Source organism: Rhizobium sp. 01T437 (genome assembly GCF_056398505.1).
Map to the genome: position 1 here is coordinate 135,191 of NZ_JBFTPM010000009.1, position 26,456 is coordinate 161,646.

Annotated in this window: 25 protein-coding genes; 8 read left to right on the forward strand and 17 right to left on the reverse strand. The window is 60.9% G+C overall.

Annotated elements, in window-relative coordinates; translation table 11 throughout:
• Positions 1-136: 136 nt before the first annotated feature.
• The 4 genes from AC1DM5_RS20160 to AC1DM5_RS20175 form a co-directional block, all read right to left on the reverse strand.
• Positions 137-2,305, reverse strand: coding sequence for a TonB-dependent receptor family protein (locus AC1DM5_RS20160; RefSeq protein WP_477975487.1), 2,169 nt, complete (start codon positions 2,303-2,305; stop codon positions 137-139).
• Positions 2,306-2,654: 349 nt separating this feature from the next.
• Positions 2,655-3,533, reverse strand: coding sequence for a MurR/RpiR family transcriptional regulator (locus AC1DM5_RS20165; protein ID WP_477822106.1), 879 nt, complete (start codon positions 3,531-3,533; stop codon positions 2,655-2,657).
• Positions 3,534-3,614: 81 nt separating this feature from the next.
• A complete protein-coding gene (locus AC1DM5_RS20170; protein ID WP_477822107.1) occupies positions 3,615-4,973 on the reverse strand; it encodes a metallophosphoesterase family protein in 1,359 nt (452 codons plus the stop codon).
• An 82-nt stretch (positions 4,974-5,055) separates the two neighbouring features.
• Positions 5,056-5,451: a hypothetical protein gene (locus AC1DM5_RS20175; RefSeq protein ID WP_477822108.1), complete on the reverse strand. Its 396-nt coding sequence runs from the start codon at positions 5,449-5,451 to the stop codon at positions 5,056-5,058.
• Between the two features lie 229 nt (positions 5,452-5,680).
• Here AC1DM5_RS20175 and AC1DM5_RS20180 point away from each other — a divergent pair, with 229 nt between their 5' ends.
• The gene (locus AC1DM5_RS20180; RefSeq protein ID WP_477822109.1) at positions 5,681-7,234 is read left to right on the forward strand and encodes a helicase HerA-like C-terminal domain-containing protein; all 1,554 of its coding nucleotides are present in this window, start codon (positions 5,681-5,683) and stop codon (positions 7,232-7,234) included.
• A 108-nt stretch (positions 7,235-7,342) separates the two neighbouring features.
• Here AC1DM5_RS20180 and AC1DM5_RS20185 read toward each other — a convergent pair whose 3' ends face one another.
• From AC1DM5_RS20185 to AC1DM5_RS20195, 3 genes are all read right to left on the reverse strand, one after another.
• Positions 7,343-7,645 (reverse strand): alkylphosphonate utilization protein, encoded by a 303-nt coding sequence (locus AC1DM5_RS20185; RefSeq protein WP_037105427.1) that lies wholly within the window; start codon positions 7,643-7,645, stop codon positions 7,343-7,345.
• Between the two features lie 169 nt (positions 7,646-7,814).
• A complete protein-coding gene (locus tag AC1DM5_RS20190; protein WP_477975489.1) occupies positions 7,815-8,315 on the reverse strand; it encodes a metal-dependent hydrolase in 501 nt (166 codons plus the stop codon).
• Between the two features lie 51 nt (positions 8,316-8,366).
• Positions 8,367-8,870 (reverse strand): GNAT family N-acetyltransferase, encoded by a 504-nt coding sequence (locus AC1DM5_RS20195; RefSeq protein ID WP_477822112.1) that lies wholly within the window; start codon positions 8,868-8,870, stop codon positions 8,367-8,369.
• Between the two features lie 382 nt (positions 8,871-9,252).
• Here AC1DM5_RS20195 and AC1DM5_RS20200 point away from each other — a divergent pair, with 382 nt between their 5' ends.
• Positions 9,253-10,770 (forward strand): ABC-F family ATP-binding cassette domain-containing protein, encoded by a 1,518-nt coding sequence (locus tag AC1DM5_RS20200; protein ID WP_477822113.1) that lies wholly within the window; start codon positions 9,253-9,255, stop codon positions 10,768-10,770.
• Between the two features lie 49 nt (positions 10,771-10,819).
• Here the strand turns inward: AC1DM5_RS20200 and AC1DM5_RS20205 are convergent, their stop codons facing one another.
• The 3 genes from AC1DM5_RS20205 to AC1DM5_RS20215 all read right to left on the reverse strand — a co-directional run bounded on the left by AC1DM5_RS20205 (position 10,820) and on the right by AC1DM5_RS20215 (position 13,006).
• Positions 10,820-11,596 carry a VOC family protein gene (locus AC1DM5_RS20205; RefSeq protein ID WP_477822114.1) on the reverse strand — a complete coding sequence of 259 codons (777 nt, stop codon included), beginning with the start codon at positions 11,594-11,596 and terminating at the stop codon, positions 10,820-10,822.
• Between the two features lie 112 nt (positions 11,597-11,708).
• A complete protein-coding gene (locus AC1DM5_RS20210; RefSeq protein WP_477822115.1) occupies positions 11,709-12,173 on the reverse strand; it encodes a DUF1579 domain-containing protein in 465 nt (154 codons plus the stop codon).
• 89 nt (positions 12,174-12,262) lie between these two features.
• Positions 12,263-13,006: a DUF899 domain-containing protein gene (locus AC1DM5_RS20215; protein WP_477822116.1), complete on the reverse strand. Its 744-nt coding sequence runs from the start codon at positions 13,004-13,006 to the stop codon at positions 12,263-12,265.
• Between the two features lie 90 nt (positions 13,007-13,096).
• On the opposite strand from AC1DM5_RS20215, the gene AC1DM5_RS20220 reads away from it, so the two are divergent.
• The 3 genes from AC1DM5_RS20220 to AC1DM5_RS20230 all read left to right on the forward strand — a co-directional run bounded on the left by AC1DM5_RS20220 (position 13,097) and on the right by AC1DM5_RS20230 (position 15,025).
• Positions 13,097-13,543 (forward strand): MarR family winged helix-turn-helix transcriptional regulator, encoded by a 447-nt coding sequence (locus AC1DM5_RS20220; RefSeq protein WP_477822117.1) that lies wholly within the window; start codon positions 13,097-13,099, stop codon positions 13,541-13,543.
• Positions 13,544-13,653: 110 nt separating this feature from the next.
• Positions 13,654-14,061 carry a MerR family transcriptional regulator gene (locus tag AC1DM5_RS20225; protein ID WP_113323172.1) on the forward strand — a complete coding sequence of 136 codons (408 nt, stop codon included), beginning with the start codon at positions 13,654-13,656 and terminating at the stop codon, positions 14,059-14,061.
• Positions 14,030-15,025, forward strand: a complete 996-nt coding sequence (locus tag AC1DM5_RS20230) for an aldo/keto reductase (RefSeq protein WP_477822144.1) — start codon at positions 14,030-14,032, stop codon at positions 15,023-15,025. The genes AC1DM5_RS20225 and AC1DM5_RS20230 overlap by 32 nt, the downstream gene beginning before the upstream one ends.
• Before the next feature lie 64 nt (positions 15,026-15,089).
• Here AC1DM5_RS20230 and AC1DM5_RS20235 read toward each other — a convergent pair whose 3' ends face one another.
• Positions 15,090-16,634, reverse strand: a complete 1,545-nt coding sequence (locus AC1DM5_RS20235; RefSeq protein WP_477822118.1) for an acid phosphatase — start codon at positions 16,632-16,634, stop codon at positions 15,090-15,092.
• A 211-nt stretch (positions 16,635-16,845) separates the two neighbouring features.
• Here AC1DM5_RS20235 and AC1DM5_RS20240 point away from each other — a divergent pair, with 211 nt between their 5' ends.
• Positions 16,846-18,144: a cytochrome-c peroxidase gene (locus AC1DM5_RS20240; RefSeq protein WP_477822119.1), complete on the forward strand. Its 1,299-nt coding sequence runs from the start codon at positions 16,846-16,848 to the stop codon at positions 18,142-18,144.
• A 59-nt stretch (positions 18,145-18,203) separates the two neighbouring features.
• Here AC1DM5_RS20240 and AC1DM5_RS20245 read toward each other — a convergent pair whose 3' ends face one another.
• A complete protein-coding gene (locus AC1DM5_RS20245; RefSeq protein ID WP_007818814.1) occupies positions 18,204-18,626 on the reverse strand; it encodes an organic hydroperoxide resistance protein in 423 nt (140 codons plus the stop codon).
• Positions 18,627-18,754: 128 nt separating this feature from the next.
• Here AC1DM5_RS20245 and AC1DM5_RS20250 point away from each other — a divergent pair, with 128 nt between their 5' ends.
• Positions 18,755-19,231 (forward strand): MarR family transcriptional regulator, encoded by a 477-nt coding sequence (locus AC1DM5_RS20250; protein ID WP_037105455.1) that lies wholly within the window; start codon positions 18,755-18,757, stop codon positions 19,229-19,231.
• Between the two features lie 62 nt (positions 19,232-19,293).
• On the opposite strand, the gene AC1DM5_RS20255 is transcribed toward AC1DM5_RS20250, so the two are convergent.
• A complete protein-coding gene (locus AC1DM5_RS20255) occupies positions 19,294-20,694 on the reverse strand; it encodes an MFS transporter (RefSeq protein ID WP_477822120.1) in 1,401 nt (466 codons plus the stop codon).
• Between the two features lie 123 nt (positions 20,695-20,817).
• Here AC1DM5_RS20255 and AC1DM5_RS20260 point away from each other — a divergent pair, with 123 nt between their 5' ends.
• Complete coding sequence (locus AC1DM5_RS20260; protein ID WP_037105460.1) at positions 20,818-21,780, forward strand: LysR family transcriptional regulator; 963 nt, start codon at positions 20,818-20,820, stop codon at positions 21,778-21,780.
• Positions 21,781-21,928: 148 nt separating this feature from the next.
• On the opposite strand, the gene AC1DM5_RS20265 is transcribed toward AC1DM5_RS20260, so the two are convergent.
• The 4 genes from AC1DM5_RS20265 to AC1DM5_RS20280 form a co-directional block, all read right to left on the reverse strand.
• The gene (locus AC1DM5_RS20265) at positions 21,929-22,654 is read right to left on the reverse strand and encodes a L,D-transpeptidase (RefSeq protein ID WP_113323165.1); all 726 of its coding nucleotides are present in this window, start codon (positions 22,652-22,654) and stop codon (positions 21,929-21,931) included.
• Between the two features lie 176 nt (positions 22,655-22,830).
• Positions 22,831-23,643, reverse strand: a complete 813-nt coding sequence (locus tag AC1DM5_RS20270; RefSeq protein WP_477822121.1) for a L,D-transpeptidase — start codon at positions 23,641-23,643, stop codon at positions 22,831-22,833.
• 147 nt (positions 23,644-23,790) lie between these two features.
• Positions 23,791-24,714, reverse strand: coding sequence for an alpha/beta hydrolase family protein (locus tag AC1DM5_RS20275; protein ID WP_477822122.1), 924 nt, complete (start codon positions 24,712-24,714; stop codon positions 23,791-23,793).
• 115 nt (positions 24,715-24,829) lie between these two features.
• Positions 24,830-26,455, reverse strand: coding sequence for a cisplatin damage response ATP-dependent DNA ligase (locus tag AC1DM5_RS20280; RefSeq protein WP_477822123.1), 1,626 nt, complete (start codon positions 26,453-26,455; stop codon positions 24,830-24,832).
• Position 26,456: the final 1 nt, after the last annotated feature.

Sequence of the window (26,456 nt, forward strand, 5' to 3'; positions counted from 1 at the left end):
GATATGAAACGGGATTTGGGCATCCAACGTTCCAGCCGATCCGGCCATCGGTGAAAAATCCGGCTTTATCTAATCTAGGAAGTCCGGCGCGGATTTCCATCCGGCAGATGATGCCGCCGGATGGATTGATCAGATATCAGAACGCGATCGATGCGTTGACGAAAAAGGTACGCGGCTGGCCCACGAACTTGCCGCCATTATTGTCCGTCGAGCGGGTGAGATACTCCTTGTCGAACAGGTTCTTCACACCGAAGGCAAATTGCGGGGCATTCTTCTTGTTTTCCGGCTGATAGGCGACGCGCAGGTTGACGGTGCCGTAGCCGGGAATATCGCCGAGGCGGCCCGTCGCATCCTCTTCCGTCACATAGGTCGCGCCGGCATCGGCAGATCCCGGCGAATGCTGCTTTGACTGCGCCTGCAGGTCGGCATTGAAGATCCAGTCGTTGTAGCGGTAGCGCGCGCCGAGCGAGGCGACCTGACGCGAATAGAACGGCAGGTCGCGGCCTTCGAAGGCGCCGGCCTGATAGGTCGCTTCCGTATACGTGTAGCTCGCAGACAGCGACAGGCCGTCGAGCGCAGGCATTACATCGCCGATGTCGTAGTTGATGGCGGATTCGATGCCGCGGTGGCGGGTGGCGCCGAGATCGGTCCAGATGCCCTCGCCGACGATGGTGCGGCCGAGATAAAGCTCCTTGTCGAAATCGATATTGAAGGCAGTCAGCTCAGCGTTCCAGTTATCGCCCTCATAATGCAGGCCGATTTCGTAGGTCGTTGCCTTTTCGGGATGCAGGCCATCCGTGGTGGATGCGAGTTGGCTGTATTGCTGCGGGCCGAAGGAGACGCCGACATTGCCGAAGACGGTCAACTCATTGGTGAGCCGGTAGGAAGCCGACAATGTCGGCAGGGCTTCGTTCGCCTCGACCGAGGGAGAGAGCATGCTGGTGACCGCACCGCTGGTGCCGAAATTCACGACATCGTTATGCGTGCTGATCATCTCGTAGCGAATGCCGGGCGTAATGGTCCAGTCACCGATCTCGATCTTGTCGTCGATGTAGAAAGCATGAGCGATCGTGCCACCGTCGCTCGTCTGGTAGGTCGGCGAGGCAAGGTTGGTCGGATCGATGCCCGAGGCTCTGTTGTAGAAGGCCGTGCGGGCGGCGACTTCCGAGCTTTCTTCCCAAAGATAGCGATAGCCGACAGTCACCTCCTGGGTAATGCCGCCGAGCTCGATCAGGCGGGAATAGCGCGGCTCGATACCGAAATAGCTGTAGCTGCGCGGGGCGGACGTCAGGCGGTAGAGGCCAGAGCTCGCACCCGTGCCCTGCTGTTCCACATGGCTGCCACGGAAGGAATCCACGTAATAGGTCAGCACTTCGAAATTGTTGTCGCCGTCGTCATGCTGGTAGCGCAGCGAGATGTCGTTGCGGCGGCCGCTGAAATCGTCATAGCGGCGGGTGGATTGGTAGGGATCGGCATCATATTCGGCGCTCGTCAGGCCGCCGGGCATCTTGCCCTCCCCCTCATAATGATGGAACTGGATGCCGAGCTTGTCAGTATCCGAAAACTCATAAGCGCCCTTGGCAATGATATCGTCGATATCGGTGCGGTCGTTGGCGTCGCGATAGCCCTCGCCATGGATGCCCGAGTAGAGGATGGCGGCGCCAAGGCCGTCATCATTGGTGCCACCGATCAGGAAGTTCGGCGTCGCTTTGACGTGGCCGTTGTTGCCGGCGATCTCCGCGCCCGAGGAGAAGCGCGCGGTGAAATCCTCTGGGATCGGACGGGTGACGAAATTGATGATGCCGCCGACATTCTGCGGCCCGTAGCGCACCGAACCGGCGCCGCGGACGACGTCGATCGTTTCGACATTTCCGAGCGTCAGCGGGAAGAGCGAAAGCTGCGGCTGGCCATAGGGCGCATAGGCGAGCGGGATGCCGTCCATCAGCACGGTGGAGCGTGGCGACAGGCGCGAGGTTAGGCCGCGCACGCCGAGGTTCAGCGACACATCGCTGCCGCCTGTGCCGTTGACCTCCTGCACCTGGACGCCGGGGATCTGGTTCAGCGCATCGCGGATATCCTGCGCGCCGCGCTCTTCGAACTGTTCGCGATCGAGGATCGTGCGGGCGCCGGGATGTTTCAGAACCTTCTCCTCGTTCGGCTCTTCCAGCCAATTACCGGTGATCTTGATCGTCTCGAGCTGGGTGACAGGGCCGTTAACGGCCTCCTGCGCGAGCGCCGATGTGGCGGATGCCAGAAGTACGACGGTGAGAGCGAGCTGCTTTCCTTGGAATTTGGGGGCAATCATAGGAGTTTTCCGTAGGCGTTCGAGAAATCCGGGCAACAGGGAACCTTGCCGGAAGTGCCCTGGGCATTCCGGTGCAAGATACTGTTTTTGTTGAATAATTATTGGATAATATCAGCCGTTACGCCGGTATCGGCGTCTGGGCACGGTCTTATGGGAGAAGGGACGGACTTCAGCCGTCTTGCTGCGATGAAACAGGCGCGTCATGCAATAACCCCGACAGTCAACGCCGCTGCTGCACGACGTCATGTCGTGGTGACTACAATATTGTAGTTTGCATTTCAATAAACATAACTGAATTTCTCATGTTTATTTTCATGCGGATGGAATTGCAAAGATATTGCCGTGGAGGTCAGTCGTTGCGCAGTGCCTGGTCGCGAAGGTCGGCAAGACGCTTCTTGGCGTCAGTCGCCTGCTGCTTGTTGCGCACCGCTACACCATAGGCAAGGAGATCGGCCACAACGATGGCGCCGATGCTCCAGCTTGCGAGCTTGGAGGGCGAACCGATGCAGGTCAAAATGGCCGAAACCTTGTCGGCATAGTTGGCGCGGAGCTGCACACCGCAAACCAGAATGACCTTGCAACCAATATCCCGGAGCTGCCGAACGACGAGCTTGAATTCAGCGGTCTCGCGCACGGCATGGAACATGACGATGACGTCGGCGGGACGCAGATCGATCAGCTCATTGGCAAGCGTAAAACCCGAGGCGCCGGAACAGCGCGTGCGCACGCCGGCGCGGCTGAGCGCAATCGAGCAATGGCGCGCCTCGACCTCCGCCGTGCCCATGCCGATGCACCAGACTGTATCGGCCTCTTCGACGAGCGAGATGGCGGTGGCGAGCATTGCGCCGTCCATCTGCTCCTCGGTGGAGGTCAGCACTTCGCGGGCGGTCGCAAACATCTGCGTCGCGACCTTTTCCAGATCGTCGCCGGTGGCGCGGAAACGCTGTTCCAGACGCTCGCTGGTAGAAATGGTACGCGCCATGACCCGGCCCGATACTCGCTTCAGCTCCGGCAGGCCGGAAAAGCCGAGGCGCTTAGCGGTTCTGATGACTGTCGCATCGCTGGTGCCGGTCTCGACGGCGATCTCCTCGGCACTCCGGAAAATCAGCACATCGATCGGCAGCTTCACCAGATGCTCCGCCACGGCGAGTTCCGATCGGCTGAGCTTTGTCCTGTGCTCTTCGAAATGCTCTCTGAGCACCGATGACGATCGATCGCTTCCGTTCATCCGCCCTTCCCTAGATAATATTCAGAAGGCCGAATAACCGACTTTGGTGCATAGCGAAACAAGAAACCGATCAGGCGTTTCTCAACCTGCAATATCAAGGCTCAGGCTCCCGCCCATGAACGGCCGGTCGCCCTCGCCTTTCTGGCCATGGCCCACACTCCAGCGTGACGGCCAGACAAGGCGCTGAAGCCCCGTCGAGGCGATAGCCTCGAAGGAGGACCAGGCCTTGCTACCTTCCGTGCGCCAGAGCACGCCGCCCGGCCCCACGCCGCCATGGAGAAGGATGTGGAGATCGAATTCCTTGCCCGGCGGCAGGTCCGGACCGAAGAAATAATAGGGGCTGCGACCAGGATCGCGGCCGAGGATGAGCGCCAGTTGCTGCTGCCTGCCGCGCAGGCCAAGCCATAGGGGCGCCAGCCCTTCATCTCCGAAAGCCGAGAAGATCGTCTGCTGGGACGTGCAGGCGTCCGTAGCCGTCCGGCCGCTCAGGCGGAGTTCGACGATCCGGTCGGATCCCATCGGACCGGCCCAGAGAGCGTCGCTGACGCCATGGGCAAGGCTGCACCATTTATCCTCGCTCGCAAGGATAGGCGGCCATTGCAGGCTTTCCCGCGCTACACCTTCGGTATCGAGAACCTGATAGCGCAGGCCGTCGTCATCGAGGGTTGCCTGGATGCAATGGAGATATTCGACACCCTCGGGCATTCTGTGCGCGGTTCCCGCCCCCGCCGTGCATATCTGCAGCACACCGCGATGGGCCTGCACATCGAAAGCCAGGATATGGCTGCAGCAATAAGCAAAAACGCCGGCTTCTACGAATATATCCCAGAAGCGATCGGCATATTCACGGCCGATCTCGCGCTGATAGGCACCGGCGTAACCATTGATCGGAAAGACCGGGTGATGGCCGAGCACCAGCTTGTAGCGGGCATCGGCATGGGCCTTCAGGGTCGTCTCAAGCCACTCCGTTTCGACGTGGCCCTCGCCGCCGAGACCGCTCCAGAGCGTATGGACGAAAACCATGAGCAGATCGCCGCGGCGAACCCAATAGGCCAGCCCTTCCTGCCCCGCCGGCCCGTTTGCCGGAAGGCCGAGCGTGTCGCGGAACACGGCCTCGCTCATCTCATCATAGGTCGTATGATTGCCGGTCGTATGCCACATTGGAATATTCGTTCGGTCGAGCCAGGCCATCTCGACATCGAACCAGTGCCGCCACTGGGCGCGAAGCGAGACTTCATCCGCCGTCAGGCCGATGATCTCATCGCCGGGAAAGAGAATGAACTGAGGCTGGGGCTCAAGCCTGCGAAGGACAGCATTCACGGATGCGAAGGTGCGCTCGTGCAGAGCGCCGGCAACGCCCGAGCAGGAATCGCCGTAGAGCACGAATTGATGGCCGCCTGACTTGGGCAGCAAGGCTTTGATCGGGGATGTGTCGGTCATGAAAACACACGAAAAAGAGGGAAAATCTTAAAAAACAAAGCCCCCGGACAATGCCGGGGGCTTAAGGAAATGATGGACCGTCTTAGACGAACTGGCTGAGGCCGGGCACGGAGGCGACGACCTGATCGACCACCTCTTCGCCGGCATATTGCTTGGCGATGGCGATGGTTTCCTTGGCGAGCGAGGTGATCTCGCTCATTCCGAGGCCTTCGCTCATCAGCTGCTGGCCGAGGCCCATAATGCCGCCACCGCCGAGCGCACTCATGAGGCCGCCGAGCAGACCGCCGCCGCTGCTGGAGCCTTCGCCGTTGAACTGGGCGACAAGTTCGGTAGCGCCAGGGATTTTTTCAATCATTACGGCGACCGGGCCGTCGGCTGCTTCACGCTGCAGGAAGCCGAGCATCATGCCGAGTGCCTTCTCGGCCAGATCAGGCGCAATGCCCACACGATTGGCGATTTCAGTCACAATCTCATTCATCGTCTGCCTCCTGTTTTGACGTTAACGTCAACGTAATCGAATCGAGGCGGCAACTCAAGCGGCGCTTTGTGAGGCGCCTCTTTCCTGCTTTCCCTTTTAACGCAGACAGTTGTCCGTCTCCTGTCGCCTGCTTATAACAGACAAACGATATTTGCATGAATGTGCGGAAAGAGGATTATCGCATATTCTGGAATGAAGCGGCGGCATCGCCCGAGGGAGATATTCTTACATGCTCGAGGACGGCAAGATTTTCATCGGCGCAAGCCGCAATCCTGATGACAGCATCAACAAGGGCGAATATCTCGACCTCAAATTCGGCAACCGCCACGGGCTGGTGACGGGTGCCACCGGTACCGGCAAAACGGTGACACTGCAGGTGCTGGCCGAGGGCTTTGCGAGAGCCGGCGTGCCGGTCTTCGCCGCCGACATCAAGGGAGACCTTTCGGGCATCGCCGCCAAGGGCGAGCCGAAGGATTTCCTCACCAAGCGGGCCGAGCAGATCGGCTTTACCGACTACGAATTCGAGCAGTTCCCGGTTATCTTCTGGGATCTTTTCGGCGAGAAGGGCCATCGGGTGCGCACGACCGTCGCCGAGATGGGGCCGCTGCTGCTGGCACGGCTGATGGATGCCTCCGAGCCGCAGGAAGGCGTCATCAACATCGCCTTCAAGATTGCCGACAAGGCCGGCCTGCCGCTGCTCGACCTCAAGGATCTCACGGCGCTGCTCAACTATATGGGCGAGAATGCGTCAGAGCTTTCCAACCAGTTCGGGCTGATTTCCAAGGCCTCCGTCGGGTCCATCCAGCGTGCGCTGCTGGTGCTGGAACAGCAGGGCGCCGAACATTTCTTCGGCGAGCCCGCGCTCAAGATTTCAGACATCATGCGCACGTCGAACAATGGCTACGGACAGATTTCCGTGCTTGCCGCCGACAAGCTGATGATGAACCCGCGCCTTTACGCCACCTTCCTGCTGTGGCTACTCTCCGAGCTCTTCGAGGAACTGCCTGAGGTCGGCGATCCCGACAAGCCGAAGCTTGTCTTCTTCTTCGATGAGGCTCATCTGCTCTTCAACGATGCGCCGAAGGTGCTGACCGAGCGCGTGGAGCAGGTGGTGCGCCTCATCCGCTCCAAGGGTGTGGGCGTCTATTTCGTGACGCAGAACCCGCTCGACGTGCCGGAAACGGTGCTCGCCCAGCTCGGCAACCGCCTGCAGCATGCGCTGCGCGCCTATTCGCCGCGCGAACAGAAGGCGGTGAAGACGGCCGCCGATACCTTCCGCCCCAACCCGGCCTTCGATTGCGCCACCGTCATCACCAATCTCGGCACCGGCGAGGCGCTGGTTTCGACGCTGGAAGCCAAGGGCGCGCCCTCGATCGTCGAGCGCACGCTGATCCGCCCGCCATCCGGCCGCGTCGGACCGGTGAGCGACGTCGAGCGCCAGCAGATCATGGACCACAGCCCCGTACTCGGCGTCTATGACGAAGACGTCGATCGCGAATCCGCCTTCGAGATGCTGGCGGCACGCGCCAAGAAGGCCGCCGATTCCGACGCCGCCAAGCGGGCGCAGGAAGAGGCCCCGGCGCCACAGGAGGGCAGCACCACGTCAGGCTGGACGCTGCCCGGCTTTGGCGGCAGTGACGACGACAAGGCACAGCCTCGCGGCCGCTCCGGTTATCAGCGTGAAACGGTGGTGGAAGCGGCGATGAAGAGCGTGGCGCGCACGGTGGCGACGCAGGTCGGCCGGGCGCTGGTACGCGGCATATTGGGAAGCTTGAAGCGGTAAGTCTAAAGCGTGGCGCGATCTTTCAGATTCGCGCCACGCTTTAGACCTTTGTTTTTACGCATGTCGTTATCGCAAAACCGCTTCACACTCTTGCGCGACATGCTTTAGTCACCGCTTACGGACAAATTCCGTGCGCAGGACGAGACCCTTGATCGTATCGTGACGGCAGTCGATTTCTTCGGGATTGTCCGTCAGACGGATCGAGCGGATGACCGTGCCCTGCTTCAGGGTCTGGTTGGCGCCCTTTACCTTCAGGTCCTTGATAAGCGTGACGGAATCGCCGTCCTTCAACACGTTTCCAGAGGCGTCGCGAACCTCGGACGCAGCCTGTGCGGCCGCAGCCATCTCGGAGGGAGAGCGCCATTCGCCTGTCGCCTCGTCATAAACATATTCGTCGTCACCGCCTGCCATCACTTCGCCCTCGATCAGGAATTTCCTCAGTCCATAGACGGCCGCTTATAACGATCACACGATGCTGTGCAACTATAGTGGCAAACAGGCAGGCGAAATGTGTCCGGCCACGATCAAGGAGTTCCAGCCTTTGCGATAACCGCTGACCTGCGCACCATTCTCCCTGTAGTCAGGCCGCAGATCGACCAGGTTCGGCGCGTCGGCGGCGCATCAGGAAGAGTGCCAGGGCTGAAAGGCAGATCGAGATTTCCAGCAGGAATGTCCAGTGAAGCAGGAAGCTCATGATCCAGCTGGCATGGGTTGCGGGAACTCGAACCAGCTCGAATTCATGAAAGGAAAAAGGCGCCAACCAAAAGAGCGGTGCCGCGGTCGTGTCCATGACCATATGCAGCATGGCGGCGGCGAAGAAGACGCAACCTGCAGCGAGCCAGGCCGGACGAAGCCATTTCAAGAGCGGCAGCATCAGGATCGCCGAGACCAGCCAGAAGAGCGGCCAATGCGTGACATAGGCATGGTGATGAACCCGGCCGCCGGAGGCGTAGAAATAGATCATGTCAAAATCCGGCATGACGCTGCCGATCAGCGCTGCCGCCATGACCGCAGTAGACGAAGCCCTGCGTCGCGCGGCAGTTCCGAGAATATAGCCTGCCGGCAGATGAGCGATGAGCATGCCGTGTCTCCCTGTGACATCCGACATCGCTAAGAAGCGATTGTGTCGGGATCAAAGCGGCCGCGACATGAAGACTTCGGTGTGGCTGATTTCAGCTGGCACGCTGTGAAAAGGCAGGCAATGGGTAAAGCCGAAGGCTTCGTAGAGGGAAAGCGCGCTTTTCAGATAGGCGGCGGTATTGACGAGCATGGTGGGGCGGCCGCTCTTTTTTGCTTCCTCGAACACCCGCCGCATCAGCACATTGGCGATGCCCCGACCGCGAAAGGCGGGATCCACGTAGAGTTTATGGATCTCCATCGCGTTAGCCTCGAATGGTGCGAGCGCGATGCAGCCTGCTGGCGCTCCCTCCCATCTGGCGAGGAACATCATCGCTTCGTCGGAGCTATATTTCCGGGCGAGGCTTTCATGATTTTCGCTGTGGAAAAGCGTCATGACAATCTCGGCGGGGATACCATGGTCACGCCCGAGTTCCACATCCAGGGCGCCGAGCGCCTCGCAGAAACCGGCGGCGACGACGAAATCCTCTGTGCTGCCTGCCCTTGAAATGGAAATCATCCCGCGTCCCCTGATCCCGGATGATGAAGGCCTTTCATACCATCTGAGCGTGTTTACTGCCATCGTGATCCCTTGTCTCCAGCCGCGAGCAATGGTATTTCCTTCCTGTAACTGAGAAAAAAGGAGGGCTGCGCGTGAATATGTATTTCCGGCATCATCGCCAGCGTGGCCCAGTCAACGCCCTGCAGATGCGTTTGCAGGGCTGACCAGAGACCGTTTCTCGCAAATCTCTTCCTGGTCCGCCCCTAGTGGCACTGCTGCACCTGAATGCCCGCCGTTCAAGCTGCAAGCATTTCATAATCCGCCAAGCATAACGCGCTTTTCCGTTGATGGCTGGAAGCCCCGGATATGCGCGATCGCTTGGCAAGACCAGGATACGATCATGACCCTCATCAATATCCGCAATCTCGGCATCGTGCTGTCCGCGCCGCTGTTTTCGAAGCTCAATATCGTCGTCAATGCCGGCGACCGGATCGGCCTCGTGGCGGCGAACGGGCGCGGCAAATCCACCCTGCTCAACCTCATGACGGGCAAGCTGGAACCAACCGAAGGCGAGATCACCAGGGCGCGCGGGCTCACCATCGGCCATATGGAGCAGAATGTGCCGCCAGCACTTCTCGACGTGACCCTCCGTGAAGCCGTGCTTCTCGCTCTTCCTCCTGACCAGGCTGACGGCGAAAGCTGGCGTGCTGATGTCGTGCTGGAATCGCTCGAAGTGCCCGAAGAGTTGCGCGAGCGGCCGCTCCGACAGCTCAGCGGCGGCTGGCAGCGGCTGGCACTGATCGCCCGCACCTCAGTGAACGAACCCGACGTGCTGCTGCTCGACGAACCGACCAACCATCTCGACCTCGAAAAGATCGCGCAGGTGGAAAATTGGCTGAACGCACTGCCGCGCGATACGCCTGTGATCATCTCCAGCCACGACCGCGCCTTCCTCGATGCGACGACCAACCGAACGCTCTTCCTGCGGCCGGAGCAATCGCCGGTCTTCTCCCTGCCCTATAGCCGGGCGAGAGCGGCACTCGACGAGGCGGATGCCTCCGATGCGCGGCGCTACGAGAAGGATATGAAGACGGTCGAACAGTTGCGCAAGCAGGCGGCAAAACTCAACAATATCGGCATCAATTCCGGCAGCGACCTGCTGGTCGTCAAGACAAAGCAGTTGAAGCAACGCGCCGAAAAGCTGGAGGAAACCGCAAAGCCTGCCCATCTGGAGCGTTCGGCAGGCGCGATCCGTCTCGCCAACCGCGGCACGCATGCCAAGGTTCTGGTGACGCTTGAGGATGCCGAGGTCACGACGCCTGACGGCACGCTGCTCTTCCGCACGGGAAAGCAGTTCATTTGCCAGGGCGACCGCATCGTGCTGCTCGGCCTCAACGGCGCCGGCAAGTCACGGCTCGTCTCCATGCTGCGTGCGGCGATCGCCGAGCCGGAAACGGCAAAGGCCGGCATCAAGGCCACGCCCTCGCTGGTGCTCGGCTATGGCGATCAGCTGCTTGCCGATCTCAGCGATGCCGACACACCGCTACAGACGATCATCCGCCGCTTCGATGTCGGCGACCAGCGGGCACGCTCGCTGCTTGCCGGCGCCGGCATGACGATCGAGATGCAGGGCAAGCCGGTGAAGCTCCTCTCCGGCGGCCAGAAGGCGCGGCTCGGCATGCTGGTACTGCGGCTGACGCAGCCGAACTTCTACCTGCTCGACGAACCCACCAACCATCTCGACATCGAGGGGCAGGAGGCGCTGGAAAGCGAGTTGATGGCACATGAGGCGAGTTGCCTGCTCGTCTCCCACGACCGCAGCTTCGTGCGGGCGGTAGGAAATCGCTTCTGGCTGATCGAGCGCAAGAAGCTGGTGGAGGTGGAGAGCCCGGAAGGGTTCTTTGCGAGTGTGGGATAGAAAAACAAAGGGTCGCAAACGACGGTGTTTGCGCCCCTTGTCATCGGTGCTACCGCACACCCGCCGAGAGGCAGAAGAACGCTCCCTGCGGGTCTATCGCCTGACAGATCCAGGCGCCTGGCACTTCCATAGGGCCGTGGACCACCTTGCCGCCGCCGGCGTTGATGCGGTCAATGGCGGCATCGAGCGCCGGCACTGTGAAATAGTAGGACCAGAAGGACATGCCGACCTCAGGCGGGCGGGTCATCATGCCGCCGGTCTGTTTTCCATGCTCGGCAAAGAGGTGGTAGATGCCCATCGGACCCATGTCGAAGTCGTGATCCTTCGTCCAGCCGAAGAGCTTGGCATAGAAGTCGAAGGCCTTTGCGCCATCTTTGGCGTAGAGCTCGCGCCAGCCGACATGGCCGGGCGTGTCGAAGGGCAGCTCCGGTGGCGGATTTTCCATCGGCAGCGGCGTCATGATGCAGAGCACCGCTCCGTCAGGATCTGCCACTACGGCAAAGCGGCCTATGCCTGGAATATCCGCCGGCGGACGGCGGACGGTGCCGCCGTTTGCCGTGAAGTCGCGTGCAGACTGGTCGACATTGTCGACGGCGACATAACCGGTCCAGTTCGGTGGAATGCCCTGCCCTTCCAGCTCTGCGGGAAAGGGCATCATGCCGGCGACCCTGACGCCGTTTGCCTCGAAGATGGTGTATTCCGGCTGGTCTGCCGCCGGCATTTTGCTCGACGTCCAGCCGACGACCGAGCCATAGAATCTCGCCGCCGCATCAGGGTCCGGCGTCATCAGTTCGCACCATATGAACTTGCCATGCGTATTGGACATCGTGTTCTCCTCGGTCCACGCTTGAGTTCTATCTCTTTGTTTCTACGCAATTCCGAACGCAAAACCGCTCTCGCACTTTTGCTGGAATTGCTCTTGATGTGCCCCGGCGATTTCAGCCCTTGCGGGTATATTTGACTTCCATGAACTGCTTCCAGGTGCCGTCAGCTTCCTTGACGCTCGATGTGAAGGTTCTGACGTTGTCGTCGAGAAAGGCGATCTGCTCGCGATAGTCGGCAAGGCCATCGCCTTCGAATGCCGGGCCCCTGGTGTAGAGCGACAGCACATTGCCCGAGGGTTCGATCTCTCCCTCATAGGTCCACATGTAGTCCATCATCGAGCCGATCCAGCTGCCGACATATTTGCCTTTGCTCGGGTCGTAGCCGAGGGTCAGGATCGTCGTTGCCTGCTTGCCGTCGGTCATTTCACCGGCTCCTTCGGCAACGAACCAGATGCCCTGCAGGGAGCGCACTGTCTCATCCCAAGGCTTGTCGCCGGTCATGTCTGAAGCGGCGACGGTCCAGTGACCGACTATTCTCTCCAGGAAAGCATGCTCCTTCAGCACTTCTGCAGTCTTCATCGTCCTTCTCCTCCGGATGATGGATGGCTGGCTAGATGCTTCACGCAATTTCGCACGCAAAACCGCGCAGCTCTTTTGCTGGAATTGCGTTAGTGGCAGCAGGATGAGGCCTGCGGGCTTTCCTCATATTCGTCGTGGCGCTTCACGAAATCCATGGTCGAATCTTCGTTGCGGCCCTTGGGTGCGTGATCGAGGATCATGAGCGTACCGAGGATTTCTTCCGCGCCGCGAGCATAGCTCGAATAGGTATGGAACACTTCGCCCTTCTCATTCCGGTAAAAGGCCGAAAGTCCGGGCAGCTCGTCATTGGCGTCAGAGGGCGCTGTCGGAGAGAAATTATAAAAGACCTTGTCTTTGGCAAGGTCCTCAGGCGTGAAAGATACGTGATAATCGAAGTTGAAATCACTGCCGAAGGACGAGACCCACGGGAATTTCCAGCCCATGCGCTGCTTGTAGGCCTCGATCTTGGCAAGCGGTGCGCGGGCGACGGCAACAAGAGTAACGTCGTGGTGGTTCAAATGCGGCAGCGTGCCGTCGAGATGATCGGCGAGGAACGAACAGCCTGGGCAACCGGCCTCCCATTCAGGGCCGAACATGAAGTGATAGACCATGAGCTGGCTGCGGCCATCGAATAGGTCGGCGAGCGATTTCGGCCCCTGAGGCGTGTCGAACGTATAGTCCTTGTCGACTTTCACCCAGGGCAAAGCCGTGCGCTCGGCATTCACCTTGTCTCTCAGATGGGTCGCCTCTTTCTCTCTCAAGAGCAAGGCTCGGCGGGCTTCAAGCCATTCCTCGCGGGAAACGACGGGATTTTGGGTAACTTTGTTCAACATGATCTACGCCCTCCTCCGGCGCGGCCGGCATTTTCCGGCAGATAGTCTCCTCTTCTTGACTAAATACATTGATATCAATAGAAATAGATCATGTCAAACTCGATCGCGATTCCTTTTTCGACGACGCTTATGGTGCGGGATACGTGCCTGTGCCTGCATGTGCAGCGCGCCGCCCGTGCGCTCGCAAGGCTGTTCGACGATGCACTGCGGCCCGTCGGCCTCACCAACGGCCAGTTCTCCCTGCTGATGTCCCTGAACCGGCCGGAACCGCCACCGATGGGACCGGTCGCAAGCCTGCTCGCCATGGATCAGACAACGCTGACGGCGGCACTGAAGCCGCTGCAGCGCAAGGGTTTGGTCGATATAGTACCGAACCCGAGGGACCGGCGTGGCCGTCTTCTGCGCCTGACGGATGACGGGCGGGCAGTCCTGCAACGGGCGCTGCCGATCTGGGAAAGCACGCATGCGGCACTCGAGACGAAATTGCCTGAGGGCAACGGCGATCACCTGAGACGCGACCTGCAGTACCTGACGTGACCCTGCAGAGTCCGCATGGTTGGTCGCGAAATTAGCCACAAAAAGCCTATTGACTTAGAGTGCACTCGAAGCCGTAGCTTCCTTGGCGTCGTGACGAAAACAGGTGTTTCATGAAGATCAGTGACCTCGCGAAACGGTCGGGTTTGTCTGCTCATACGCTGCGTTATTACGAGCGTATCGGCCTGCTCCCCTATGCCGATCGCGACCGATCCGGACAACGCGACTACGACGCTTCCATCCTTTCCTGGATCGAGTTTGTCGGCCGTCTGAAGACGACCGGCATGCCGATCCGCGACATGCTGCTTTATGCGAAGCTTGCCGATAACGGGAAAGCCACTTTCAGTGAGCGTCGAGAGATGCTTAGGGAGCATCGTGAGCGTGTCCGGGCCCATGTGGCCGATCTCGAAACCTGCCTTCGCGTCCTCGACGGCAAAATCGCCTCCTATGAAGAGGCGGAAGAAAGGATGAGAGATGACAGACTCAACAATGCGGACACGCCGGCTCGGGCAAGGACTTGAGGTCGGATCGATCGGCCTCGGCTGCATGGGTATGAACTGGGCCTATGGCGCGACCGCCGCCGACAGGGGCGAGGCGATCGCCACGATCCACCATGCGCTTGATCGTGGCGTAACCCTGCTCGATACGGCCGATAGCTATGGCCCGCACACCAACGAAGAACTCGTGGGGGAGGCGATCAAGGACCGGCGTGACCAAGTGGTGCTGGCAACCAAGTTCGGCATAGTGCGGGCAGCTGGAGCGATACCAGGCGTCAGCGCCCAGACGGCCAACGGACGGCCCGAATATGCAAAGGCATCCTGCGAAGGGTCTCTACGGCGGCTCGGCGTCGACCATATCGATCTCTACTATCTCCACCGTGTCGATCCCGATACGCCGATTGAAGAGACCGTGGGCGCGATGAAGGAACTCGTCGAAGCCGGCAAGGTCAGACATATCGGTCTGTCGGAAGCCCGCGCTGACACAATCCGCCGGGCGCATGCCATACATCCCATTACCGCCGTTCAAAGCGAATATTCGCCCTGGTCACGCGATCCGGAAGACGGCGTGTTGCAGACGCTTCGTGAACTCGGGATTGGGCTTGTGGCCTATTCGCCGCTCGGACGCGGCTTCCTGTCCGGCGCGATCAAGTCCGTCGATGAACTCGCACCTGATGACTACAGGCGGACCTCACCGTGGTTCATGGGTGACAATTTTAAGCGCAATCTCGAGCTCGTCGCCGTGTTCGAAGAGATTGCGCGCCGCAAGGGCGCAACACCGGCGCAACTGGCTCTCGCCTGGGTGATGGTTCAGGGCGAAAATATCGTGCCCATTCCCGGCACCCGCCGCCGCGCGCGACTGGACGAGAATCTTGGAGCGGCTGGCGTTGATCTTACACCGCAGGATCTCGAGGAAATCGCCAAGGCCCTGCCCCGCGCCGTCGGAGATCGCTACGGCGAAATCGGCATGCGGGCGCTCAACGGATAAACATCCGGAAAGTCGAAGTCTTCTCCCCAACCTGTGGGGAGAAGACGTAGCGTTGTCGCGACGATCAGCGCGTCAGATCAAGCGCTGCCGTCAGGTTGCCCATCGGCGGCTCGCTGTTCAGCGCCARCGCCTTRTCGCGGGCGAGCAGGCCCGGCAGCACCGGCAGGTCGTAGCGGGCGGTGATCAGGCGCAGGATCGAAGTCGTATCATACTGGGTATGGTCGACCATGCCGCCTTTAGCATAGGGCGAGATGATGAAGGCCGGGATGCGGTTGCCCGGGCCCCAGCGGTCCGCCTTCGGCGGTGCGACGTGATCCCAGAAGCCGCCGTTTTCGTCATAGGTGACGATGACCAGCATGTGCTCCCATTGCGGGCTCTTTTCGAGATGCGAAACCAGGTCAGCGAGGTGCTGGTCGCCGCTCGAAACATCGGCGTAACCGCCATGTTCGTTGAGGTTGCCCTGCGGCTTGTAGAAGGAAACGGCCGGCAGCTTGCCGTCGTCGATATCCTTGATAAAGGCTTCGCCGCCGAGGCCGCCGTCCTTCAGGTGCTCGGCGCGGGCGGGCGTGCCCGGCGCATAGTTGGCGAAGTAGTTGAAGGGCTGGTGGTGGAACTGGAAGTTCGGCACCGGCGTGGCATTCTTGCCATCGAGTGCTGCCTGCCAGGCGCCGCTATACCATGCCCAGGTGACGCCCTTCAGCGACAGCAGGTCGCCGATGGTAATCTCGTGCTGCGGCGGCAGGGTGTTCGGTTGCGAGGGATCGGCATAGGTTGCATCGCCGTCCTTGGCCGGGGCGTTAGCGCTCGGCTGATAAGGCGGCTGCATGGTGTTGACCGCATGGAAATCCGGCGTGAGGTTGCCGTCGGAGACGAACTTCGGAGCGCCATCGAGGGCGGATTTCGGTCCGTTGTCGGCAACGGTAAGCGAAATGCCGTCGGCATCGACCTTGGCGATCGTCGGCTTGGCCGGGCTCTTGTCGGCATCCGCATAATAGGGCGCGCAGGCGCAGATCAGCTGGAAGTGGTTGAAGAAAGAGCCGCCGAAACCGCCCTGGAAGAAGTTGTCGGCGAGGACGTATTTCTTGGCGACCTGCCACATGGGCAGGATCGAGCCGTCATAATGGCCCATGACGAGGCCGCCGGAATCGGCCCAGGCGACGAACTTATCGTTCTTGCCGCCGTCGATCTGCATCTGCTCCTGATAAAAACGATGCCAGAGGTCGCGGGTGATGACGTTTGTCGTCTGCGCGAAGCCCTTGGGATCGTCGATCGAGAAGACGGCGTTGGCGAGGTGAGCGGACTGGGCCTCGGTGACGGCGGGCGTGACACCCTTGGCGGTCAGGCCGCCCCAGGAAGGCGGCAGTTCGGCGAGAGGCGCGCCGTTGCGATCAAGCTGCCGTGCCTGGCTTTCGCTTGCATTGGCAAGGCCGTTGGCGCCCGGAAAGCTGCCATAGAGGTTATCGAAACTGCGGTTTTCAGCGTAGATGACGACGATATTCTGGATCTTGTCCATACCGGCGGGTGCTGCATAGGCGGCCGCGGCTGATACCAGCGGCAGCATGGCCGAGCCGGCCAGCGAAAGATTGCGGAGGAGATTCAGTCTGGTCATGGCGGGATACCTCATGGCTAAGGGGGCGTGGCTAGAGGGGCGCCCGGCGGACGTGGAATGGCCAAGCGCAGGCGAGACGCTATTCCCGCCATCTATCAACTTTGTGACATCGGGCGGGTTGGGCCTGCGGCCGGTACGCGCGCGTCATCAATCTGTTGCAGTCAGGTTCGATCATGAGGGCCCACAATGTTAACCCATTGGAATCCCTGACATGGCGACGAAGATTATCTGGCTCCTCCGGTCTGGTATGGCGCTCGGTTTGGCGGCGACAGCGCTCGGTTTTGCCATCTTGCCCCTGCGGCAAAGCAGCGCGGCCGTTGTCGGCGGTGTGCATCCCGGCCCGATGTCACGGACGCAAGCCTATGCCCGCGCCGAAGCGCTGACGGAACTCGGCCGGAAAATGTTCTCCGACACTTCGCTTTCCGCCTCCGGCGTGCAGGCCTGCGCCTCCTGCCACGATCCGCATCATGCTTTTGCACCTACTAGCGCGACACCGGTCGAAATGGGCGGGCCGCATATGGACCAGCCGGGACAGCGCGCCGTGCCAACCTTGCGCTACCTGCAGGCGATACCCTCGTTCACAGAGCATTTCTACGATTCCGAAGACGAAGGCGACGAGAGCGTCGACAACGGGCCAACAGGTGGCCTGACCTGGGACGGGCGCGTGGACCACGGTTACGACCAGGCGAAGATCCCCCTGCTTTCGCCTTTCGAAATGGGCAACAAGGATGAGGCCCAAGTTGTCGCCTCGCTCCGCAAGGCGGTCTATGCGGAGGATTTCCGGGAGATTTTCGGCCAGGATATATTCGGCAATACCAGGGATGCCTTCCAGGGTGCGGTCGAGGCTCTCAGCACCTTCGAGCAGAGCGGTGCGGATTTCTACCCCTATTCCAGCCGCTATGACGCCTTCCTTGCCGGCAAGGGAACACTGACTGCGCAGGAGCTGCATGGGCGTGAACTCTTCGAGGATCCGGCCAAGGGAAACTGTTCGAGCTGTCATTTGAGCGAGCCCGCCAATGACGGCGAGCCGCCGCAGTTTTCCGACTTCGGCTTCCTGGGGCTGGCGGTGCCGCGCAACATGGCGATCCCCGCCAACAGCGACCCTGATTATCACGATCTCGGCCTCTGCGGCCCTCAGCGTACCGACTTCAGGGACCGGCCGGACTATTGCGGCCTGTTCCGCACGCCGACGCTGCGCAACGCGGCGGTGAAGAAGAGCTTCTTCCACAATGGCTACTTCCATTCGCTGCGTGACGTCGTCTCCTTCTACGCTACGCGCGACAGCGATCCCGGTCGCTGGTATCCGAAAAATGCCGACGGCACGATCCGCAAATATGACGATGTTCCGCAAGCCTATTGGGACAACCTCAATCAGGATCCGCCTTTCGGCCGCAAGCCCGGCGACCCGCCGGCGCTGACGGAATCGGAAATCGACGACATCGTCGCGTTCCTCGGCACGCTGACCGATGCGGACCAGCTGCCTAGTCCGACACAGCAGGCCGCGCACTGAGCGCAAAATAAAAGGCCGGAGCAATACCCCGGCCCTTCTCGACTGATGCTGCAGAATAATCAGGCAACCGTGACCGGAACTTCGGTCGAGGTGCGCATGGCGTGGCTGTAGGGGCAAACGATGTGAGCGGCCGCAGCGAGCTTTTCGGCAGTTTCGCGGTCGACGCCCGGGATGTTGACGGTCAGGGCCACTTCGATCCCGAAGCCGCCGCCATCCTCACGCGGGCCGATGCCGACGGTTGCAGAGACGGTGGTTTCCTCGGGAATCTTGACCTTTTCCTTGCCGGCCACAAATTTCAAAGCACCGAGGAAGCAGGCCGAATAACCGGCCGCAAAGAGCTGTTCGGGATTGGTGCCCGTTGCGCCGTCGCCGCCGAGTTCCTTCGGCACGGTCAGCGTGACGTCGAGAACACCGTTTTCGGAAACGGCGCGGCCTGCGCGGCCACCGGTGGCGGAAGCTTTGGTCGTATAGAGAATAGGCATGACAATCTCCTTTGGTTGGCCCCGTTCGTTCGGGTTGAGTTTTTAATAATGCCCAATTAAATTGTACGCAAGTGAATTTTGCAAATTGCATTCGGAATTTGAAAGGAGGACAATGAAGTCCTCTAGGGATGGCGGCGATGAAAGCGAGACCTGCGAAAGTGATGGAAATACCGGAAGAGGAAAAGCGGCTGGAGAAGCAGCTCTGTTTCGCGGTCTATGCGACAGCGCATGCCTTTACCCGCGCCTATAAGCCCATACTCGACAAGGTGGGGCTCACCTATCCGCAATATCTCGTCATGCTAGTGCTATGGGAAAAGGCCGAACTGCCTGTCAAGACGATCGGCGAGCAGCTCGATCTCGATTCCGGCACGCTCTCCCCTCTCCTCAAACGGCTGGAGCAGAACGGCCTCATCAAGCGCACCCGCGATTCCCGCGATGAGCGGCAGGTCATCGTGTCGCTGACGCCGAAAGGTCAGGCGATGAGGGGCGAGGTCAATACGATCATGTCTTCGATAGGCGAGGCGATCGGCTGCACGCTGGAGGAAATGGCCGTCATGCGCGACATGCTGACCCGGCTCAGGGGAAATCTCAACGCAAGCATATAGGCCGTGACTTGATCATCGGCTGAAAGAGGATGCCCGCGCCACGCCGGCGCGGGCAATTTGCATTATTCTGCTGCCTGATAGGCCTGCGGGCGAAGCGTAGAGGTCTTCGGGCCGACAGCGGCAAGCAGGGTGATCAGGATCGCCAGCAGCGCCACGAAGACGATACCGCCGACATAGGGATCCCAGCCGAAGTGCGGAGCTGCGGCGAAGATCGCGGAAGCGGCCGCCAGCACAATGCCGCCGCCGATCTGGAAGGAGGCAAAGAGCAGGCCGGAGGCAAGGCCGGACTTGTCCTCTTCGACATCAGACAGTGCTGCAACCTGGATCGCCGGATAGGTAATGGCATAACCGACACCGAGCGGGATCTGGTTGAGGGCAACCAGGATGATCGGATCGATGTGGCCGACCAGAGCGACCCAGAGGATGTAACTCGTCGCCTGCAGGCCGACACCGACGGCCATCAGGCCCGTCGTGCCGCGATTCTGCGCGACAGTGGCAAAACGCGGTGCCAGGAACATGACGCAGACGCCGCCGAAGGCGAAGCAGAAGCCGGTGGCAAAGGCCGACCAGCCGATGACATCCTGATAATAGAGCGTCGCGATGAACTGGAAGCCGACATAGGCGCCTTGGAACAAAGCGGCGATGGCATTGGCATGGCTGAGTTTTGCCCTGCGGAAGATATGCAGCGGCACCATGGGGTCGGCATGGCGCGATTCGACGATCAAGAAGAGCGCGATCAGCACCACGGAGGCAACGAGCGAACCCCAGGTGAAGAAGTCATTCCAGCCGGCTGCGGCAGCATTGGTGATGCCGAAGACGAAGAGCAGCAGGCCGGGGGTGATCGTCAAGGCGCCCGCCCAGTCGAAATGCTTGCGTCCCTCGCCGCGCCGCGCATCCGGAGGCAGGACAAAGGGAGCGATCGCCAGCGTGAGGATTGCGACCGGAGCGCCCATGACGAGCGTTGCCCGCCAGCTCACCAGGGTGGCGGCACCGCCGAGCACCATGCCGAGCACAAAGCCGGTGGCGCCCGTGGAGGCGAAGACGCCGAGCGCCTTTGCCCGCTTCTCGCCCTCGCCGAAGACGGAGAGCAGCAGGGCAAGGGCCGCCGGGGCGGTGAAGGCTGCGGCGATGCCCTTCACCAGGCGGGCAGCGATCAGCGTCGGCCCGCTATCCACGAAGCCGCCGGCAATGCTGGCGGCCGCGAAGATGCCGAGCGACCAGAGGAAGACGCGGCGGTGGCCGAAGAGGTCGGCGACACGGCCGCCGAGCAGCAGGAATCCGCCGTAACCCAGCACATAGGCGCTGACGGCCCATTGAAGCGAGGTTGCCGGCATACCAAGTTCGGTCTGGATGGCAGGCAGGGCGACCCCGATGGTGGACACATCCATGGCGTCAAGGAAATTCGCAGCGCAGAGCAGCAGCAACGCCAGGCCGGCTCCGCGTGGAGATGGGGAATTTGTCATCGATCTCAGTTCCTTCTTTGCTGACGCCTTCGCCGGGAGGCTGGCGGGCGGCAGGGAACGAGAAAATGTACAGCTTCCGACCCTATTGCAAATTGATAGTACCCATGTCAGGTATTACTGATAATGATGAATGACGCTATCCTTCGCAAAATCGATCTCAACCTTCTGCTCGCCTTCTCGGTGTTGATGCAGGAGCGCAATGTCAGCCGTGCTGCCGAAAGGCTGCTGCTCGGCCAGCCCGGACTTTCGGCCGCTCTCAAGCGGCTGCGCGAGGCACTTGATGATGAGTTGTTCGTGCGCGTCGGCCGCGGCCTGCAGCCAACGGCGCGGGCGCTGGCCATCGCACCGGCAATCGAGGATGCGCTCTCCGGCATCGAACGGGCGATCCGCCCGCCCACTGGCTTCGATCCATCAACCTGGCAGGGCGAATTCCGCGTCGGCATGTGCGACAATCTGGAAACGGCCTTCTTCGGCCCTCTGGTCGCGCGGCTGCGCCAGCTTGCGCCGGGCGCACGGCTCGTGGGTGTCGCTGCCGACAAGCGCGATGCGGCGCAGATGCTCGATGACGGCGCGTATGAATTCAGCATCTCCGTTCATGGCGAACCGGCCTCCTGGCATATCCGCATGCCGTTGTTCGAGCAGTGCTCGATCGCCATCTACGATCCGCAGCAGTTGAAGCTGAAGCCGCCGATCAGCGTCGAGGATTTCATCGCCGCGCCGCATATCGCCATCTCCTTTGTCGGCAGCGCGACAACGGCGGTCGATGCCGCGCTCGACAAAGTGGGTCTGAGCCGCAACGTGGTGGCGACCGTTCCCCGCTATTCGGCCGTGCCGCCGGCGCTGAGAGCCATGCCGTCGATCGCCGTCGTGCCGGAATCGCTGGGCCGTTGCATGGCGCAGCTTCACAATCTCGAGGTGTCGATGCCGCCGATCGAGCTGCCGGCCGATCCGGTGTCGATGCTGTATCGGCGGGTGGACAGGGCGGACGAGCGGGCGTCGTGGTTTCGGCGATTGTTTGTCGAGGTGGCGGATAAGGCGCTGCTTGCTTCGGGATGCAGAGCTGGGATTTGCGCTGAGGCGGCTTGAGAATTCCCCAAATGAAAAAGGAAAACCGCCCGATCGGGCGGTTTTTGTTTTGGGCTAGGCACCACTCCAGCCCTGCGCTTACGCTTCGGGCGTTCGTCGTTACAATCGATTCACTGGATCGATTGTTGCCGCTGCGCGGCACCTCTCCTCACTGCCAAACAACGATCGGGGTTTTGTTGGGAACGCGATCGTAGAGGTCAATGATATCCTGATTGAGCAGGCGCACGCAGCCCGACGAGACCGCCTTGCCGATGGAGCGCCATTCCGGATTGCCGTGCAGGCGGTAGAGCGTATCTTCGTTGTTCGAGAAGATGTAGAGGGCGCGCGCACCGAGCGGGTTCAGGAGGCCTGGCTCCATACCGCCGCGGTCGATCGAATATTTCGCAAGCTCCGGCTGGCGGGCAACCATCTCATTCGGCGGCTTCCAGCGCGGCCATTTCTGCTTCCACTGGATCACGCCGTTACCCGACCAGGCGAAGCCTTCGCGGCCGATGCCGACGCCGTAGCGCATCGCCATGCCGCCGGGCTGGACGAGATAGAGGAAGCGCGAGGGCGTATCGACGACGATGGTGCCGGGCGGCTGACCCGTCGGATCCACGACCTGCTGGCGATAGTAGCGCGGATCGATCTGCTGATAGGGAACGGCGGGGATGAGGAAACCGCCGTCTTCGATTGGGCCGTACATGACGGCAAGTTCTGCTTCGCCGGGCACGCTCGTCGTCTGGAACGCGCGGAAGGGCGAACGGTAGCTGATCGACATGCCGCCATTTTCGACCGTATTCGAAGTGGAGGCACAGCCTGCCAGCGCGGAAGCCGCTGTCAAAGCCGAAAAGGAAAGAAAGCTACGACGGGAGAGGGGTTTATCGAGGCTCATGACGCGGGACTGATTTCCTTCGTGATACGGGGCTTGCCATAAATGCAGCTCACCCCTGATTCGTCCAATGCCGAAATCGACAAGGAAAAAATCTATCGGCTTATACTAAATAAACCATAGCATCACGCAGACGTGTCCAACTCCAGGCAGACGATCTCGCCTGCCCTGTTGCAGCCCTACATCACCACGATCTCGGACTTGGCCGGCACGCGGTCGTAGAGGTCGACCACATCCTGATTGAGCATACGCACGCAGCCGGAGGAAACCGCCTTGCCGATCGACTGCCAATCAGGCGTGCCGTGAATACGATAGAGCGTGTCCTGGCCGTCCTTGAAAATATACATGGCGCGGGCGCCGAGGGGATTTGCGAGGCCCGGATTCATGCCGCCATTTTCCGCAGAGAAGGGACGAACTTCCGGCTGGCGGGAGACCATTTCGACCGGCGGCGTCCAGCGCGGCCACTTCTGCTTCCACTGGATGACGCCGCGGCCCTTCCAGGCGAAACCCTCGCGGCCGAGGCCAACACCGTAGCGCATCGCCCTGCCATTGCCCTCGACGAAATAGAGGAAGCGGTCCTTGGTATCGACGACGATCGTGCCCGGGCGCTCGTTGGTCTGGTAATCGACCTCCTGGCGCAGATATTCCGGATGGATGCGAGTGGCGGGGATAGCCGGTAACGTGAAATCGCCGTCCTTCAACTGGCCATACATGCCCATGTCGAGGTTCAGCGGGTTGCTGACCGGCAGACCGTAAGTCTGGTGGAACTGCGTCTTGTAGAGTTCGCGCGTCTGCGGCACCGGCTGATCTGGGATCGGCTTGACGCGGCGCGGATCGACGCCGGGTGGCTCGTAGAAGACCGGCGAGATTTCCTGCACGAAGCGCGCAGGCGAATCGGCTGCGACATCGGGCACGAGAATGTTGCAGCCGCTGAGCGTCATTGCGGCAGCCGCGAGCCCGGCAAACGGGAAAGCCCGGCGCAGAAAATTCATGAAACCACCCTCATCAGCGACAACAGAGACAGCATTATCTGCTCGCAAGATGGCATTCGCGGCTGGCGCGAGGCTGGTGGCCGAAGCTGAAATCGGCTGAAAAAGACTGATGATGCAGGTCCTTGCCGGACCCGCATCCGGCAGCCATCAGGCCGCCACACCGTGGAAGAACTGGATGCTCTGTTCGATCTCGGCCGGCAGCGCCGAGGTATGGTTGCCGGCGACCGTATCTGCTTCAATATGCGTGCCTGCCGCACGGGCGCGCGAGACGAGCAGATCGGCGCGGTCGTTGAAGTGAGACTCTTCCGTGCCGTGCAGTACGCGCACCGGGCATTTGAAGCTGTGCGCGTAGCAAAGCGCCGTGCGCACCTCGAATTCATGCGTGTTGGAATCGTCGAAGCGGATGTCTTCAGGATAGCGGTTGAAGAAACGGAAGGCATCTGCATTACCTGAAATCGGCACGGCCGCCCGAAAATGATGCGTACTCATCGCCGTCAGCATGGTCAGCGTGCCGCCGACGCTGTGGCCGGCGATGAAGAGGCGCTCGGGATCGACGCCCGGCAGATGGCGCAGGCGCTCGGTCGCGGCGAGCACGTCGTCCACCTCGTCATAGAAGCCTGAGAAATTGCCCATCTGGCCGTTTTCGCCGCGCATGGACGGCATCATGACCACATAACCGGCATCGATGTAGGGCTTCATGAGCTGCCAGTGGCCCATGCCCATGGCATTGCCGCCGTGAAGGAAGAGGATGCCGGGCTTTGGCTTGCTCTCGCGCTTGAATTTGGACACCCAGGCCGTCAGTTCCAGCTCGCCGCCATAGCCGGAGCGGTAGAAGATCCGGTCGGCATCGGCGGGTGCTGTCAGCGGCTCGTAATTGTCCGGCGCCGGCCCCTTCTGCAGCAGCTTGGTGCGGAAGTGATGGCGGACACCGGCATAGTCATGCTTGGCGAGCCTCGGAACATCGGGAACATCGAAGGCATTCGCAAGGCGAGGCAGCATAAGAGAGCCTGCCATGCCTGCAAGCAGGCCGCGGCGTTGACGGAAAAAGGCATTTCGTTCTTGCGAGCTCATACGCGGCACCCATCATTTCCCCGGCTCAAAAAATCTGCACCGGAAGAGCGTTGCCGCCAATACACATGCTGTTGAAAACGGGGGGCCTGCGTCATTTTTGCGCAGGCAGATATCGTCAACCCGCTTTGGCGTCGATCATAGCAATGAGCGTCCGCAGCCGATCGGCCTCGTAGGAGGGCTTGTCGGGGCGCAATCTCGCAATGCGAGGGAAGCGCATGGCGACGCCCGACTTGTGGCGAGTGGAGCGATTGATTCCCTCGAAGGCGACCTCCACCACGAAGCCGAACTCCTTATCCGCCCGCACTGCCCTGACCGGACCGAAACGCTCGGTCGTGTTGTTACGCACGAACTTGTCCAGCACTTCGAGCTCGGCATCGGTGAAGCCGAAATAGGCCTTGCCGACGGGGACGAGCTGTTCGCCATCCTCGTCATCCGCCCAGACGCCGAAGGTGAAATCCGAATAATAGCTGGAGCGCTTGCCGTGGCCGCGCTGGGCATACATCAGCACCGCATCGACATTGTAGGGATTGCGCTTCCACTTGAACCACGGCCCCTTCATGCGGCCGGCCTGATAGATGCTGTCGCGGCGCTTGATCATCACGCCTTCGATAACGGCATCAGGCGGGGCGGCGCGCAGATCGTCTAGCTGCTCCCAGGTGGAGAAAGGCACCAGAGGCGAAAGGTCGAAGCGGTCATGCGGAGCGCGGTCGATGATTTCCGAGAGCCGATCGCGACGCTCGACATAGTTCTTGCCGCGCACGTCCCGCTCGCCGTCGAAAAGCATGTCGTAAGCGCGGATGAAAGCCGGATATTCCTCCAGCATCCTTGCCGTCACCGTCTTGCGGTTCAGACGCTGCTGCAGGTCGGAGAAGGTGCGGGTCGGATTATTCGAACGCGCCGTGCCGCCGACCAGAAGCTCGCCATCGATGACACCGGAAAAGCTGATGGAATCCAGAATATCAGGAAAGGCGCCGGAGATATCATCGCCCGAACGGGAATAGATCCTGCGCGTCTCGCCGGAGCGGGACAGCTGCACGCGGATGCCGTCCCATTTCCATTCGGCGGCATAATCGGCGGGGTCGAGACTATCAAGATCACCCTCCTCCACCGGATTGGCAAGCATGACGGAATGGAAGATGGCAGGCGTTGCAAGCACCGGCTTTTCCTCGCCGCCCTCCAGCCATTTGAAGAGCGATTCATAAGGCGGCTGCAGGCCGTGCCACAGGGTCTCGATCTCGGTGACGTCCTTGCCGCCGAGATCGGCGAGCGCCTGCTTGGCAAGGCGCGCAGACACGCCGATACGCAGCGCCCCGGTCGCAAGCTTGATGAAGGCGAAACGGCCGGAAGAATCTAAGCGGTCGAGCAGGTCGCGCACGAAGCTGCGCACCTCGGTGCGGCCAAGCGAATTCATCCTGACGACGACTTCGCCGAGACGCGGCTGGGCGAGTGCGGAGCGGTCGATATCGCGCTCATTGTCCCAGACGAGCGAGATGGTTTCGGCGAGGTCACCGACATAGTCGTAGGAGTAACGGAAGAGTACGTCGTCCATGCGCTCCAGCACCAGCTCGCGCAGCATGGCGGGCTTGACGTTGCGTACCTCCAGCGTGCCGGCAATGGCGGCAAGGCCATAGCCGCGGTCCGGGTCCGGTGTGTCGCGGAAATAGTCGGTCAGGAGCTTCAGTTTGCCGTTGCGGCTGGGGGTGAGAACCAGGCGGTCCAGGAGGTCGGCGAAGGCTTTCATG